This window comes from Pantoea sp. DY-17 (genome assembly GCF_019795975.1).
Lineage (GTDB): Bacteria > Pseudomonadota > Gammaproteobacteria > Enterobacterales > Enterobacteriaceae > Pantoea > Pantoea leporis.
The window spans coordinates 225379-241285 of the sequence record NZ_JAIMIG010000004.1; the positions used below are offsets into that span (position 1 = coordinate 225379).

The window sequence follows — 15907 nt, forward strand, 5'->3', positions numbered from 1 at the left end:
AGCGAATAATCGCGACGATTATTCACTTCTTCTCTTGATCGATTTCATACAGGCTGAGAATGAAATCGCGTTGAGTTTTGTTTAGCCGCCATCCTGATAACTGATTGGTTTTATTTCTTAAAATCACCACGGGAAAAATATATTTATTCTCAAGCGGCCGGGCACAAATGACGTGAAACGCATAAAGCCCAGGCTTTGACATTTTTTTACTTCCCCGAGGGATGAAACCAACCCAATAATTTCAGGATTAAGCTAATAAATCATCGAGATAGACGCTCTGCCACAAATAGCCCTGCATGCCATAAATTGCTTTATGCGACAGCAGGTCGACCTGTTGTTGATTTTCAACACCCTCAACGATGACGCCGTTGCATAATTCGTTGAGATGGTCGAGCAGAATGTCAAAGGTGCGACCGTCGCCAAATTGCCAAAAAAATTCTTTGTCAATCTTGACGATTTCAAATATTCCGCTATCAAACATGGAAAGGTTGGAATAACCCGGACCAAAGTCATCGAGCCATAAAGGGGCCGGCGTCACTTTCGCGACACCTTTTAAAATCAACAGATCGGCGCTATTAAATCGCGCAGTAAAGAATGCTGATATTTCCAGACGCAACAGCGTCAGTTGAGCCAGTTTTTCTTGCATTTCAGCATCTTTAAAAATGCTGGCTACGATATCTCTATCAACATTGACACTGACAATCTGGTCGAACCCTTTCTGGTATAGCTGAATAAGTTTTTCGATCTGGTGGAGGAATAACTGCCATTTAACGTCAGCAGAAAGCTGACTGAAGAACCCAACATCCCTTTCAGGGTTACGCTTATTATTGATATCTGCGTCGTCTGCAAGACGCGTTAACAATTCCCTGGCAATCACCTGGCCGGATAAATCGTAAACCGGCTCCAACAAGAACACTGTCTTCGGTTGATTGCTCATTTCATATCCTTACTGCAACTGCCTGATAGCCTTAAACTGTCAGGATTTCTCATGTAAGAAGTAAGGTAAACATTGATAAAACTTAATGTCTTAACTGAAGGTTAACGTACTACTTACACTTTGAGAAATAGATTTCAGTAAACACTTTAGGTAACTTCAATCGTTTAAATCAATCAATAACGTAAGTAAATTTCTCTAAAATTCACAAAAGCTCAGAAAATTCTTAATCTAATTTAACTTATCGTTTACTTTAAAAGACATGTAAAAACCTTATCGAATTGAAAAATAACGATAAAAAAAGATTCTGCACGATTTAATAGCTCTCCTTAACTCAAATTGCAAAATGTTTTATCTGGCATCTATGCTTCCAAAAAGCGCCAATAATCACTAATTTCTATAGTGACTATTAAAATATTAATGTTTAAATTTTTATTATGCATTGCAAAGAATACATAACAGAATAACTGCTTAATCCATGAGGAATCAGTAAGTAAGGTAAGGATATTAAGAAAATAATCAGCGTTGCCGACTCGCTTTATTAGAGAAAAGAAGGAGATAGCATTTGGGGAGGTAAATGTGGGATTTACGAGACAGGTTACAAATAAGCCAAAGGTGATCGTCTTCACAAATCAAATTAAATTATTATTGCCAGGCGCGGATATAGCAGGAAAAGCGAAAACCGAGCCCTTGTGAGCTCGGTTTAAGAGCAATTAATTACTCATCTTCTAAATAGGTATAACCGTACAAGCCACTCTCGAATTCAGACAAGAACTGCGCGCGCAGCTCTTCATCTATATCCGTTTGTTGCGTTACCTGATCGCGGAACAGCGTCATCAAATCGTTAGGATTCAGCTGCACGTACTCAAGCATATCCGCTACGGTATCGCCCTCATCCGACAGCTGAACTTCCACGCTGCCATCCGGGAACGCAAACACATCAACCGCTTCGGTATCACCGAACAGGTTATGCATGTTGCCGAGAATTTCCTGATACGCGCCCACCATAAAGAAGCCGAGCATCGGCGGATTGTCGATGTCGTATTCCGGCATCGGCATGGTGGTGGCAATGCCATCGCCATCGACGTAGTGATCGATGGTGCCATCGGAGTCACAGGTGATGTCGAGCAACACCGCGCGACGCTTCGGCATTTTATTCAGCCCTTCCAGCGGCAGCACCGGGAACAGCTGATCGATGCCCCACGCATCCGGCATTGACTGGAACAGCGAGAAGTTGACGTAAATCTTATCCGCCATGCGCTCCTGCAGCTCATCAATGATCGGGCGATGCGCGCGGTTGCTGGGATCGAGATGCTGCTGAATGTAGTGGCAGATGCTCAGATAAAGCTGCTCTGCCCAGGCGCGCTGGCCGAGATCGTAGGTGCCTGATGAATAACCGGTATGGATGTCGAACAGATCCATTTGGCTATCGTGCAGCCATTCGCGCAGCGAACGACGCACGTCAGGTTCGTGCATCTCCTGCCACGTATCCCACAGGCTCTGAATCGGACGCGGTGAATCGGCATCCGGTGCCACCGGCGTGCTGAACTCGTTACGCTCAACACCAATGATGTTGGACACCAGCACGGTGTGGTGCGCCGTCACCGCACGACCTGACTCGGTGATCACGGTTGGATGCTCCAGCCCGTTCTCTTCACAGGCATCGCCAATCGCCCAAATCACGTTGTTGGCGTATTCGTTCAGACCGTAGTTGACCGAGCAATCTGACTGCGAGCGGGTTCCTTCATAATCCACGCCCAAACCGCCGCCCACATCGAAGCATTTGATGTTAACGCCCAGCTTCGCCAGCTCCACGTAGAAACGCGCCGACTCACGCACGCCGGTCGCGATGTCGCGGATGTTGGACATCTGCGAACCGAGATGGAAGTGCAGCAGTTGCAGGCTATCGAGACGGCCCGCTTTGCGCATGATATCGACCAGCTGCAACACCTGCGATGCCGCCAGGCCAAACTTCGATTTTTCACCGCCGCTCGACTGCCACTTGCCTGAGCCCTGCGACGCCAGACGCGCACGGATACCAAGACGCGGAATCACATTCAGACGCTCGGCCTCTTCCAGCACCAGACGCACTTCGGTCATCTTCTCGATCACCAGATAGACTTTGTGGCCGAGCTTTTCACCGATCAGCGCCAGACGAATGTATTCGCGGTCTTTATAGCCGTTGCAGACAATCACCGAACGGGTTTTACCGGCGTGGGCCAGCACAGCCATCAGCTCGGCTTTCGAACCGGCTTCCAAGCCTAGCGGTTCGCCAGAGTTGACCAGCGACTCAATCACGCGCTTATGCTGATTCACCTTGATTGGGTAAACCAGGAAGTAATCACCTTTATAGCCGTAAGATTCACGCGCGCGTTTGAAGGCGGCATTGATCGAACGCAGACGATGCTGGAGAATCTGCGGGAAGCAGAACAGCGCTGGCAGACGTTGACCGTCGGCTTCGCGCTCTTTCACCAGCTTCGCTAAGTCAACGCGCACTTCCGGCTGATCCGGATCGGGACACACGCTGATGTGCCCCAGCTCGTTGACGTCGTAATAGTTGTTTCCCCACCAGGCAATGTTGTAGGTACGCAGCATTCTGCTCGCTTCCTGATCGTTCATCGCCACCTCCTGCATGGAGCGGAGTACACCTTGTTCGCCAGCTGACGAACCCTTGATATTCTTCATGTCGTCAGACATCGCGAACCTCAATTTTCCGTTGAAATATGAATTTGTTACCGAGTTTTGTCATGGTGGCGCCAGGTAAAAATTGCCTCATCCTGCTTGCTGCCTCTGTAAGGTTGCACTGTGCAATGCTGACTCTAAGTGTAAAACACCGCGCCAAAGTCGGGGCAAATAGCCTGAGACTTCCACGGTCAGTAGACAGCGAAATAGAGTAATAGATGCAGAGAAATGTTAACCGGCGCGCGTGTCGGGAGAATGAACACAACGTCGATAAGAGAAAAGAACGGGTTTGGAGTGTGAAAGGAGTGCCAGCGCGCCGGAACAGCGCAGTGAACCAAAGCGAGAGAAAGAGTGGTTCATTACTTTAATCACCTCCATCGCCTGCTTAAAGCATGCGAGAAACGGCTTGGGTGAAGGTCAGATTAAATGGCATCTGACGGCGCGACGCACGGCGGCGTCATCCTTTGCGGCTGTGGTCGACAGCAGCGGCGTTTTATACAGCCACGCGGGGTAAATTGCAAAATCTTTGTCAGTAACTGCGCGCGGTGTCAGGAAATGATTCCACTTAGGATGTTGCGGAAAATGCGGGATCGGAAAAAGCACTGGAAAAGTGCTCACTGAGTAACCTAGAATAGCCGTCCAGATGGTTTTCCATCTAAACTGATTAACATCCAGGCGGTGTGAGTTAATGCTCTCGCTGCCACTGCTTGCGGCTTTGCCTGAAGGGGCGTCGAGTCGGTCTGATTCCGCTTACGCTATGCAGTCGTATTCAAACCATTTTTAAGGTAAAGAACAGAATGGCTAAACACCTTTTTACATCTGAGTCCGTATCAGAAGGACATCCTGATAAAATCGCTGACCAAATTTCCGATGCCGTGCTGGATGCGATCCTCGAGCAGGATCCGAAAGCGCGCGTGGCCTGCGAAACTTACGTAAAGACCGGTATGGTGCTGGTTGGCGGTGAAATCACCACCAGCGCATGGGTGGATATCGAAGAGATCACCCGTAATACCGTACGTGAAATCGGCTATGTCCATTCCGATATGGGCTTTGATGCGAACTCTTGCGCAGTGCTGAGCGCGATTGGTAAGCAATCTCCAGACATCAATCAGGGCGTTGACCGTACCGATCCGCTGGAACAAGGCGCGGGCGATCAGGGCCTGATGTTTGGCTACGCCAGCAACGAAACCGATGTGCTGATGCCAGCGCCGGTCACCTACGCGCACCGTCTTGTGCAGCGTCAGGCTGAAGTGCGTAAAAGTGGTTCACTGCCGTGGCTGCGTCCGGATGCAAAAAGCCAGATCACCTTCCAGTACGATGACGGCAAAATTGTCGGTATCGATGCAGTTGTACTCTCGACCCAGCATGCTGAAGATGTGACCACCGCCGATCTGCGTGAAGCGGTGATGGAAGAGATCATCAAGCCGGTTCTGCCGACTGAGTGGATCACCGCCAGCACCAAATACCACATCAACCCAACTGGCCGTTTTGTCATTGGTGGTCCAATGGGCGACTGCGGTCTGACCGGTCGTAAAATCATCGTTGATACCTACGGCGGCATGGCGCGTCACGGTGGCGGCGCGTTCTCAGGTAAGGATCCGTCAAAAGTCGACCGTTCTGCCGCTTACGCTGCACGTTATGTGGCGAAAAACATCGTCGCGGCTGGCCTGGCTGACCGTTGTGAAATCCAGGTTTCTTACGCCATCGGCGTGGCTGAGCCAACCTCGATCATGGTTGAAACTTTCGGTACCGAGAAAGTCTCCACCGAGCAGCTGACGCTGCTGGTGCGCGAGTTCTTCGACCTGCGTCCATACGGCCTGATTCAGATGATGGATCTGCTGAAACCGATCTACAAAGAGACCGCAGCATACGGTCACTTTGGTCGTGAGCACTTCCCGTGGGAGCAGACTGACAAAGCCGCGCAGCTGCGCGAAGCGGCGGGTTTGAAGTAATAGACTACTCTGCGGGCTGATGCCCTCGCCCCGGCCCTCTCCCACGGGAGAGGGCGACGCTGCACAATTTGACATCGAAGCTCGCTTTTGGCGGGCTTTTTTTTATGCCTTTGCATCGTCAGGCACATTTTTCTCCGCCGTCTACACTTCTTTCACCTCGCTTACAACTTAGTGATAACGATTACATTTTGAAATCCTTTATCAATCGGCAATTTAGAGATTTTTCAGCGTAGTTATTACTCTGAAAATGCGTTATTTTCAGCGTCGTCTGATAGCCGGTATTTAGTGCGATGTCAGAAACTTAAAGGGTGCTATACCTTACTGGTTACGTAACTATTTCGGGCGGAAAATGCTGGATTGCAGGGTTTCAGCGTGTGTAACCGATTACACTGGTGTGATCTTACTCACTTTTTTCCGCCGACAGGTTTCATAACATTGATAACAACAACGATGGATAAACTTTGGAGGCTTCATGCCTGGTAATAATCACAAGAGCAGAACTTCAAATAAGGTCATGACCTTGTTTGTCTGCTTCTTAGCGGCGCTGGCCGGCTTGCTGTTTGGTCTGGATATCGGTGTTATCGCCGGTGCTCTGCCTTTCATCGCGAAAGATTTTAACGTCACTGCCCACCAGCAAGAGTGGATCGTCAGCTCAATGATGTTTGGTGCTGCAGTCGGTGCGGTGGGCAGCGGCTGGATGTCATCGCGTCTGGGTCGTAAAAAGAGCCTGATGGCCGGTGCGATTCTTTTCGTTATTGGTTCACTGTGGTCTGCGGGTGCAACCAGCCCAGAAATGCTGATCGCCGCACGCGTGGTGCTTGGCCTGGCCGTGGGTGTTGCCTCTTACACCGCGCCGCTGTATCTCTCTGAAATCGCACCAGAGAAGATTCGCGGCAGTATGATTTCGCTGTATCAGCTGATGATCACCATAGGTATTCTGGCAGCGTATCTCTCGGATACCGCGTTCAGCGACGCTGGCGCATGGCGCTGGATGCTGGGCATCATCACCATTCCTGCGGTACTGCTGCTGGTTGGCGTCTTCTTCCTGCCCAACAGCCCACGCTGGCTGGCGGCTAAAGGTGATTTCCGCAGTGCTGAGCGCGTGTTATCGCGTCTGCGTGATACCAGTGAACAAGCCAAACGTGAACTGGATGAAATCCGTGAAAGCCTGAAAATTAAACAGTCGGGCTGGCAGCTGTTCCAGAGCAATAGCAACTTCCGCCGCGCAGTGTTCCTTGGCGTGCTGTTGCAGGTGATGCAGCAGTTCACCGGCATGAACGTCATCATGTACTACGCACCGAAGATCTTCGAAATCGCTGGCTTTGCCAACACCACGCAGCAAATGTGGGGCACGGTCATTGTTGGTCTGGTGAACGTGTTGGCGACCTTTATAGCTATCGGTCTGGTGGATCGCTGGGGCCGTAAACCTACGCTGCTGCTGGGCTTCCTGGTGATGGCGCTGGGTATGGGCATTCTCGGCACCATGCTGCACATCGGCATCCATTCTCAAGAAGCGCAATACTTCGCGGTGGCGATGCTGCTGATGTTCATCATTGGTTTTGCGATGTCTGCTGGCCCGCTGATTTGGGTGCTGTGTTCCGAGATTCAGCCGCTGAAAGGCCGCGACTTCGGTATCACGGTGTCCACCGCGACCAACTGGATTGCCAACATGATTGTCGGTGCTACCTTCCTGACCATGCTGAATACGCTGGGCAACGCGCCAACCTTCTGGGTTTACGCCGGTCTGAACGTGTTCTTCATTCTGCTGACGCTGGCGCTGATTCCAGAGACCAAAAACGTCTCGCTGGAGCACATCGAGCGCAACCTGATGTCCGGCAAAAAACTGCGCGATATCGGTCAGAAGTAATCCCGATGAGCGAATGCAAGGGCTGCCAATTGGCAGCCCTTTTTATTTGAGATCGTTCCGGCAACCTTTTATGCTGCCCCCCATGAAAACACCGCGCCTTCCCATCGCCTTACAACAAGCCGTTATGCGCTCGCTGCGCCACTATTTACAGCTGGCCAACGAGAAGCTGGAACGCCGCTTTGATGAGCCCTCGCTGGTTTATCAGCAGCGCGGCACCGCTGCGGGCACCGCATGGCTGGAGAAGTGGGAAATCCGCATCAATCCGGTGCTGCTGCTGGAGAATCAGCAGGCATTCGTTGATGAAGTGGTGCCGCACGAACTGGCGCATCTGCTGGTGTGGAAAACCTTTGGCCGCGTGCCGCCGCACGGCAAAGAGTGGAAATGGATGATGGAGAGCGTGCTTGGCGTGCCTGCGCGCCGCACCCACCAGTTTGAAATCGCCTCGGTGCGCAGCAACACCTTCCCCTATCGCTGCCGCTGTCAGCAGCATCAGCTCACCGTACGGCGCCATAATCGCGTGCTGCGCGGAGAAAGCGAATATCGCTGTGTGCACTGCAAATCCCTGCTGCAACCCGGTGAGTTTTTATCGAATTAGTTCAGCAACCTAGCCTAATCTCATATCCCGTGCGTCATCATTCTGTTACCCTGCCGCCCTTTTTCAGGACCAGGTTAATTTTTGGAATATGTCTCGCAAAACGTTGCTGTTACTTACCTTGTTAGTTGCCCCGCTTAGCGCTTACAGCCTCAGTTTCACTCACTATCATCAAAACAATTTTAGTCAGGCCAAAGCCTATGCCGCGCAGATCAACGCTGATGCGCCCGCCGACTTTTACTGCGGCTGCAAAATCAGCTGGCACGGCAAAAAGGGCGTACCGGATCTAAGCAGTTGCGGCTACAGCGTGCGTAAGAACGCCAATCGCGCCGAACGCATTGAGTGGGAACATGTGATGCCCGCGTGGGAGTTCGGCCACCAGCGACAGTGCTGGCAAAACGGCGGCCGCAAAAGCTGCAGCAAAGATGCCGATTACCGCCGCATCGAGAGCGATCTGCATAACCTGCAGCCGGCGATTGGTGAAGTGAACGGCGACCGCAATAATTTCCAGTACAGCCAATGGAACGGCGGCGAACAGCAGTACGGTCAATGCAGCATGAAGGTCGATTTTAAGCAGAAACTGGCGCAGCCGCCGGAGCGTGCGCGTGGCGCCATTGCCCGCACTTACTTCTATATGCGCGACCAATATCACCTGCGCCTGTCGCGTCAGCAAACCCAGCTGTTTACCGCGTGGGATAAGCAATATCCGGTAACGAGCTGGGAGTGTGAGCGCGACAATCGCATCGCCAAAGTGCAGGGAAATCACAATTCCTACGTACAGCAGGCTTGCCAGCGCTAAAAGCGCTACCCTACACTAGCTTTTTTCGATTGCGCCGTGTCCGCTGACACGGCATAACGCTGGCAGGAACCGCATGCGTATACCTCGCATTTATCATCCCGAATCTCTCGAAGTTAACAGTGAAGTCTTCCTCGATGAAGATGCCGCTAACCATGTTGGACGCGTGCTGCGCATGACGGCCGGTCAGCAAATTGAGCTGTTTGATGGCAGTAATCTGACTTTTAGCGCCGAAATCACCCAGGCTGATAAAAAGCGTGTAAAAGTAAGGGTCCTTGCCAGCCAGGCTGATGACCGTGAATCCCCGCTGCATTTACATCTCGGTCAGGTGATGTCGCGCGGTGAAAAAATGGAATTCACTATCCAGAAATCGATCGAACTTGGCGTGAATGTGATTACGCCCTTGTTTTCTGAACGCTGCGGCGTAAAGCTGGATGCCGAGCGGCTGGCAAAAAAAATTCAGCAATGGCAGAAAATCGCGATTGCCGCCTGTGAACAGTGCGGCCGTAATCGTGTGCCGGAAATTCGCGAGCCGATGACATTGCAAGCCTGGTGCGCGGAAGCCGAAGACGGTTTGAAGCTCAATTTGCATCCGCGCGCCAGCCACAGCATCAACACGCTGCCGCAGCCGGTAGAGCGCCTGCGCTTGCTGATTGGGCCGGAAGGTGGCTTAACCGCCGATGAAATTGCCATGACCGCACAGCAGGGTTTTACCGATATTCTGCTTGGACCCCGCGTGTTGCGCACCGAAACCACCGCACTCACCGCCATTACGGCACTTCAGGTGAGGTTTGGTGACCTCGGTTAAGCGATACTTTCGGGTTCGAACGTAACTTCACAGCACAACGCTTTCGGGGTAAATGCTTCCCCATTTAGGAGAGAATAATGATTAAGCTTGGCATCGTTATGGACCCGATTTCGTCCATCAATATTAAAAAAGACACCAGCTTCGCCATGTTGCTGGAAGCACAGCGCCGTGGTTACGAAATTCATTACATGGAGATGGGCGATCTCTCCCTGCGCGGCGGTGTGACTTACGCACGCACGCGTCTGCTAAGCGTTGAGCAGAACTACGACAACTGGTACACGTTTGGCAGCGAGCAGAATATCCCGCTGGCCGATCTTAACGTGGTGCTGATGCGTAAAGATCCGCCGTTCGACACCGAATTTATCTATGCCACTTACCTGCTGGAACGCGCAGAAGAGCAAGGTACGCTGATCGTGAACAAACCGCAGAGCCTGCGCGACTGCAACGAGAAGCTGTATACCGCATGGTTCGCCGACCTGACGCCAGATACGCTGGTCACGCGTAATAAAGAGCAGCTGCGCGCCTTCTGGCAGGAGCATGGCGACGTGATCCTTAAGCCGCTGGACGGCATGGGCGGCGCCTCGATCTTCCGCGTGAAACAGGACGATGCCAACTTCGGCGTGATCACCGAAACCCTGACTAATCACGGCCAGTACTTCTGCATGGCGCAGAACTATCTGCCGGCGATCAAAGACGGCGACAAACGCGTGTTGGTGGTGGATGGCGAACCTGTGCCTTACTGCCTGGCGCGCATTCCGCAAGGCGGCGAAACGCGCGGTAATCTGGCAGCCGGTGGCCGTGGTGAAGCGCGTCCGCTGAGCGACAGCGACTGGGAAATTGCGCGTCGCGTTGGCCCAACGCTGAAAGCCAAAGGGCTGATTTTTGTCGGCCTGGATATTATCGGTGATAAACTGACTGAAGTTAACGTGACCAGCCCAACCTGCGTACGTGAAATCGAGGCCGCGTTCCCGATATCGATCACTGGCATGCTGATGGATGCCATTGAGAAACGCCTGGGCTGATGCCGTCGGAGTCTCCACTCCGTGAACACCCAAAACCGGCGCTGCCGCGGCTGCGCCGGTTATTTTTGGTATACGAGTGATAATGAATTTACAGCATCATTTTCTAATTGCGATGCCGTCGCTGCAGGACCCACTGTTCAAACGCTCGGTAGTCTATATCTGCGAGCACAATGAAGATGGCGCCATGGGTTTGATCGTTAATAAGCCAATGGACAACCTGACGGTCGAAGGCATCCTTAAAAAGCTTAAAATTAGCGCATCCGAACGCGATCCTGCCATCAAACTGGACAAGCCAGTGTTTGCCGGTGGTCCGCTGGCGGAAGATCGTGGTTTCATCCTGCACTCGGCGCAGCGCATTTACTCCTCGAGCATTCGTATTTCAGACACCACGGTGATCACCACCTCACGTGATGTGCTGGAAGCGATCGGCACCACTTCACAGCCCGATAATGTGCTGGTGGCGCTGGGTTATTGCGCCTGGGAGAAAGGTCAGCTGGAAGAGGAGTTGCTGGAGAATGCCTGGCTCACCTCACCCGCTAACACCAATATTCTGTTCCAGACGCCCATCGCTGAACGCTGGCGTGAAGCGGCACGCGGATTGGGCGTCGATATTCACAACATTGCCACCGATGCAGGGCACGCCTGATGGCCAGTGAAACCTTACTGGGCTTCGATTTCGGCACCAAAAGCATCGGCGTTGCTGTCGGTCAGCAATTAACGGGCACCGCGCGCGCGTTGACGGCGCTAAAAGCGCAGGATGGCACGCCGGACTGGAAGCTGATCGAAAAGCTGCTGAAAGAGTGGCAGCCCGATTATGTGGTAGTGGGCTTGCCGCTGAATATGGATGGCACCGAACAGGAACTTACTGCGCGCGCACGTAAGTTCGCCAATCGCCTGCATGGTCGTTTTGGCGTACGCGTCGAGCTGCAGGACGAGCGCCTGAGCACCGTTGAAGCGCGTGCCGATCTGTTTGAACGCGGCGGCTTTCGCGCGTTGCAGAAAGGCCAGGTTGATTCCCAATCCGCGGTGATTATCCTCGAAGATTGGTTTGATACGCATTAAAGCCATCCAGATCTGGCACATAGCGTAGCGGCGCAACTTATTGCGCATTGCCACGGATGAGCAGGGCAGCGGCATAAATATGCGCGATGAATCGCGCCGCTACAATGGGTTGGTTTTCCGCCTTTGAGCGCCTATCTGGATCTCTTCAAATCATCCCCGCCGCCTGACGCCCCTGCTCGCTCTGCGCAAAGGTTTGCATGCCCGCCTGCGCGCCGGTTTGCAACACGCCAGGCAACTGATGCATCTTGCCTTCGCGGATCAGGTTCGCCACCGCTGGCGTCGCCACCAACACTTCAAACAAGCCAATCCGCCCGCCCGCTTTTGCCGGCACTAAACGTTGCGCCAGCACCGCTTTCAGGCTGCCCGCTAATTGAGTGCGCACCAGGTTTTTCTCCTCAGCGGGAAAGACATCCACCAGCCGATCAACCGCCTGGGTTGCGCCGCGCGTATGGAGCGTAGCCAGCACCAGATGTCCGGTTTCTGCTGCAGTGAGCGCCAGGCGGATGGTTTCGCTGTCGCGCAGTTCACCGAGTAGAATCACATCAGGATCTTCACGCAGCGCGGCTTTCAGCCCGTGTTGAAACGAGGCGCAGTGCGCACCTACTTCGCGCTGTTGAATCAGCGAGCGCTGGCTGCGATGCACAAACTCAATCGGATCTTCCAGCGTCAGAATGTGCCGCGCCTGCTGACGATTCAGACAATCCACCATCGCCGCCAGCGTGGTGGATTTGCCGCTGCCGGTGGCGCCGGTAATTAAAATCAGCCCCTCTTCCAGCTGTAACAGCTGGCTCACCACCTCGGGAAGATGCAGGCTGCTGAGTTCGGGCGCCTGGCTGGCAATCAGCCGTAGCGCCAGCGATAAGCCGTGACGCTGCATAAACAGGTTGGCGCGCAGCCGTATGCCGCTGGCAAGCGTAATGGCGAAGTCAACGTGGCCGTTCTCCTCCAGCTCGGCCTGCTGCGACGCCGTGAGCCACTGCTGCATAAAGGCTTCCAGCCAGCCGCCATCCAGCGCGCTCTGCTGCGGAATCGGCTCCAGCACGCCTTGTCGCCGCCAGTGCGGCAAATGTCCGCTGCAAAGGTGCAGATCGGCGGCGTTATGCTTTACACTAAGGGCCACTATTTCATCCAACTCCATTTAGCTTCTCCTGACTATGACTTCCATTGAGCACAACTTACAGCAAGTGCGTGAGCGTATCGCCGCCGCCGCCGCACGTTGCGGCCGCGCGCCAGAAGAAATTACGCTGCTTGCAGTGAGCAAAACCAAACCTGCGAGCGCGGTCGCAGAAGCCATTGCCGCTGGACAACACGCGTTCGGTGAGAATTACGTGCAGGAAGGGGTTGAAAAAGTGGCTGAGCTGGCCGCACATCCTGATTTGCAATGGCACTTTATCGGCCCGCTGCAATCCAATAAAAGCCGTCTGGTGGCGGAAAACTTCGCCTGGTGCCACACCGTGGACCGCCAGCGCATCGCGCAACGTCTGAACGATCAGCGCCCGGCGTCGTTGCCGCCGCTCAACGTGTTAATTCAGGTAAATATCAGTGACGAGAACAGCAAATCTGGCATCATGCTGGAGGCGTTGCCGGAGCTGGCGCAGCAGATCGCCGCACTGCCGAATTTGCGCTTGCGTGGGCTGATGGCGATTCCGGCGCCAGAGTCAGAATACGCACGGCAACTGGCGGTGTGTCAGCAGATGGCCGCCGCGTTTCAAACCTTAAAACAGGACTATCCTGACGTCGATACGCTTTCTCTGGGAATGAGCGACGATATGGACGCGGCAATCGCCGCGGGCAGCACCATGGTGCGTATTGGCACCGCCGTTTTTGGCGCGCGGGATTATGCGCGACCTTCACAACAATAATTGAGGAACCTCATGTTAACACTGACGTTTTTAGTCAAAACGCTGATCGATTTGTACGTGATGGTGCTGCTGCTGCGCATCTGGATGCAGTGGTCGCGCTGTGACTTCTACAACCCGCTGGCGCAGTTTGTCGTGAAGATCACCCAACCGATTATCAAGCCGCTGCGCCGCGTCATCCCGGCCATTGGCCCGATTGATACCGCATCGCTGCTGCTGGCCTTTGTGCTGACCACGCTGAAATATCCGATCCTGCTGCTGATTCAGGTCGGCGTGTTCTCCGTTGATCCCACCAACCTGCTGGTTGGCCTGCTGTCGCTGGTGAAGTCCGCCGGTTATCTGGTGTTCTGGGTGATCATCATTCGTTCGCTGATGAGCTGGATCAGCCAGGGTCGCGGCCCGGTGGATCAGGTTCTGATGCAGCTGACTGAACCGCTGATGTCACCGATTCGCCGTATTCTGCCGGCGATGGGCGGTATCGATTTCTCTGCCATGATTGTGATTCTGGTGCTGTACGCGCTGAATTTCCTCGGCATGGACCTGTTCCCAGGTCTCTGGTATTTGCTGTAATTCGTCTATCTGGAACTGTTATGCAAAAAGTTGTACTCGCGACCGGAAATCCCGGCAAAGTCCGCGAACTGGCCGATCTGTTAGCGGCCTTCGGACTTGATATTGTGGCGCAAACCGAACTCGGCGTTGATTCGGCCGAAGAAACCGGCCTGACTTTCATCGAAAATGCCATCCTGAAAGCGCGTCATGCGGCTGAGATTACCGGTTTACCGGCGATTGCCGACGATTCCGGTCTGGCGGTTGATGCGCTGGGCGGCGCGCCGGGCATTTACTCCGCGCGCTATGCGGGCGTTGATGCCAGCGACCAGCAGAATCTGGACAAGCTGCTGGTGGCGCTGGAAAACGTGCCGGATGGCAAACGTCAGGCGCAGTTCCACTGCGTGCTGGTTTACCTGCGTCACGCCGCCGATCCCACGCCGCTGGTGTTCCACGGTAGCTGGGCCGGGGAAATCACCCGCGCGGCAGCGGGCGCAGGCGGTTTTGGTTACGATCCCATCTTTTATGTCCCTGAATTGGGTAAAACGGCGGCAGAGCTGAGTAAAGACGAAAAGCGCGCCGTCTCTCACCGTGGTAAAGCATTGACGCTGCTGCTGGAAGCGATGCGCAATGCCTGAGTTTTCACCTACGTTGCCGCCATTAAGCCTGTACATCCATATTCCGTGGTGTGTGCAGAAGTGTCCGTACTGTGATTTCAACTCTCACGCGTTAAAAGGCGAGGTGCCGCACATTGAGTATGTGCAGCACCTGCTCAACGATCTCGAACAGGATTTACCGCTGACCGGCGGCCGTGAAGTGCGCACGATTTTCATCGGCGGCGGTACGCCAAGCCTGCTGAGCAGCAATGCGATGCAGATGCTAATGGACGGCGTGCGTGCGCGGTTGCCGCTGGCGGCCGATGCAGAAATCACCATGGAAGCCAATCCAGGCACCGTGGAAGCCGATCGCTTTAGCGCCTACCAGAAAGCCGGTATTAACCGTATTTCGATTGGCGTGCAGAGTTTCAGTCCGCAGAAGCTGGGGCGTTTAGGCCGCATTCACGGGCCGGAAGAAGCCGTGCGCGCGGCACAGCTGGCGGAAGGATTAGGCCTGCGCAGCTTTAACCTCGACCTGATGCACGGCTTACCGGATCAGTCACTGGAGGAAGCGCTGGATGATCTGCGCCAGGCGATTGCGCTTAATCCGCCGCATCTCTCGTGGTATCAGCTGACGATTGAGCCGAACACCTTATTCGGTTCGCGCCCGCCAAAACTGCCTGATGACGATGCGCTGTGGGATATTTTTGAGCAAGGTCATCAACTGCTGAGCGCCGCAGGTTATCAGCAATATGAAACCTCGGCGTATGCCAAACCGGGTTATCGCTGCGAGCACAATCTCAACTATTGGCGCTTCGGGGATTACCTCGGGATTGGCTGTGGTGCCCACGGTAAGCTGACGCAAGCCGATGGTCGCATCGTGCGCACGGTGAAAACCCGTCATCCGCGCGGCTTTATGAAAGGCAACTATCTCGATAAGCAGCACGACGTGGCCGAGAACGACAAGCCGTTCGAATTCTTTATGAACCGTTTTCGTCTGCTGGAAGCCGCACCGCGCGCCGATTTCCGCCGCTATACCGGCATGGATGAGCAGGTGATTCGCCCGCAAATCGATGCGGCGATAAGTGCAGGATACGTGGAGGAAACCACGGAGAGCTGGCAGATCACTGAGAAAGGCAAACTGTTCCTGAACTCGCTGCTGGAACTGTTCCTGACGGAAGAGTAATGAAA

15 protein-coding genes are annotated in these 15907 nt (G+C 53.7%); 12 read left to right on the forward strand and 3 right to left on the reverse strand.

Annotated features, from left to right (window positions below):
* Positions 1-247 precede the first annotated feature (247 nt).
* Entirely contained in the window at positions 248-937 is a 690-nt protein-coding gene (locus K5Y33_RS17855; protein WP_222234740.1) for an EAL domain-containing protein, read from the reverse strand.
* 714 nt (positions 938-1651) lie between these two features.
* Positions 1652-3631 (reverse strand): biosynthetic arginine decarboxylase, encoded by a 1980-nt coding sequence (speA, locus tag K5Y33_RS17860; RefSeq protein WP_101761914.1) that lies wholly within the window; start codon positions 3629-3631, stop codon positions 1652-1654.
* Between the two features lie 782 nt (positions 3632-4413).
* Between speA and metK the strand changes: the two genes are divergently transcribed.
* From metK to ruvX, 8 genes are all read left to right on the forward strand, one after another.
* Complete coding sequence (gene metK / locus K5Y33_RS17865) at positions 4414-5568, forward strand: methionine adenosyltransferase (RefSeq protein WP_061720231.1); 1155 nt, start codon at positions 4414-4416, stop codon at positions 5566-5568.
* A 472-nt stretch (positions 5569-6040) separates the two neighbouring features.
* Positions 6041-7435, forward strand: coding sequence for a sugar porter family MFS transporter (locus K5Y33_RS17870; RefSeq protein ID WP_110868021.1), 1395 nt, complete (start codon positions 6041-6043; stop codon positions 7433-7435).
* 82 nt (positions 7436-7517) lie between these two features.
* On the forward strand, positions 7518-8030 hold the full coding sequence (locus K5Y33_RS17875; RefSeq protein WP_137386420.1) for a SprT family zinc-dependent metalloprotease: 513 nt from the start codon (positions 7518-7520) through the stop codon (positions 8028-8030).
* Positions 8031-8118: 88 nt separating this feature from the next.
* Positions 8119-8826 (forward strand): deoxyribonuclease I, encoded by a 708-nt coding sequence (endA, locus tag K5Y33_RS17880; protein WP_192236412.1) that lies wholly within the window; start codon positions 8119-8121, stop codon positions 8824-8826.
* A 73-nt stretch (positions 8827-8899) separates the two neighbouring features.
* Positions 8900-9631: a 16S rRNA (uracil(1498)-N(3))-methyltransferase gene (gene rsmE, locus K5Y33_RS17885; RefSeq protein WP_008107252.1), complete on the forward strand. Its 732-nt coding sequence runs from the start codon at positions 8900-8902 to the stop codon at positions 9629-9631.
* 77 nt (positions 9632-9708) lie between these two features.
* Positions 9709-10653, forward strand: a complete 945-nt coding sequence (gshB, locus tag K5Y33_RS17890; protein ID WP_110868023.1) for a glutathione synthase — start codon at positions 9709-9711, stop codon at positions 10651-10653.
* A gap of 82 nt (positions 10654-10735) precedes the next feature.
* Positions 10736-11299, forward strand: a complete 564-nt coding sequence (locus K5Y33_RS17895; protein ID WP_137386422.1) for a YqgE/AlgH family protein — start codon at positions 10736-10738, stop codon at positions 11297-11299.
* A complete protein-coding gene (gene ruvX / locus K5Y33_RS17900; RefSeq protein ID WP_061720236.1) occupies positions 11299-11715 on the forward strand; it encodes a Holliday junction resolvase RuvX in 417 nt (138 codons plus the stop codon). The genes K5Y33_RS17895 and ruvX overlap by 1 nt, the downstream gene beginning before the upstream one ends.
* 145 nt (positions 11716-11860) lie before the next feature.
* Here the strand turns inward: ruvX and K5Y33_RS17905 are convergent, their stop codons facing one another.
* Positions 11861-12853, reverse strand: coding sequence for a type IV pilus twitching motility protein PilT (locus tag K5Y33_RS17905; protein WP_222234742.1), 993 nt, complete (start codon positions 12851-12853; stop codon positions 11861-11863).
* A gap of 16 nt (positions 12854-12869) precedes the next feature.
* On the opposite strand from K5Y33_RS17905, the gene K5Y33_RS17910 reads away from it, so the two are divergent.
* From K5Y33_RS17910 to hemW, 4 genes are read left to right on the forward strand one after another with little or no spacing between them, the layout of a single operon-like run.
* On the forward strand, positions 12870-13577 hold the full coding sequence (locus K5Y33_RS17910) for a YggS family pyridoxal phosphate-dependent enzyme (protein WP_101761905.1): 708 nt from the start codon (positions 12870-12872) through the stop codon (positions 13575-13577).
* Positions 13578-13589: 12 nt separating this feature from the next.
* A complete protein-coding gene (locus K5Y33_RS17915; protein ID WP_008107240.1) occupies positions 13590-14144 on the forward strand; it encodes a YggT family protein in 555 nt (184 codons plus the stop codon).
* Between the two features lie 20 nt (positions 14145-14164).
* Positions 14165-14758 (forward strand): XTP/dITP diphosphatase, encoded by a 594-nt coding sequence (locus K5Y33_RS17920; protein WP_101761904.1) that lies wholly within the window; start codon positions 14165-14167, stop codon positions 14756-14758.
* Positions 14751-15902, forward strand: coding sequence for a radical SAM family heme chaperone HemW (gene hemW / locus K5Y33_RS17925; RefSeq protein WP_222234744.1), 1152 nt, complete (start codon positions 14751-14753; stop codon positions 15900-15902). The genes K5Y33_RS17920 and hemW overlap by 8 nt, the downstream gene beginning before the upstream one ends.
* Positions 15903-15907 lie beyond the last annotated feature (5 nt).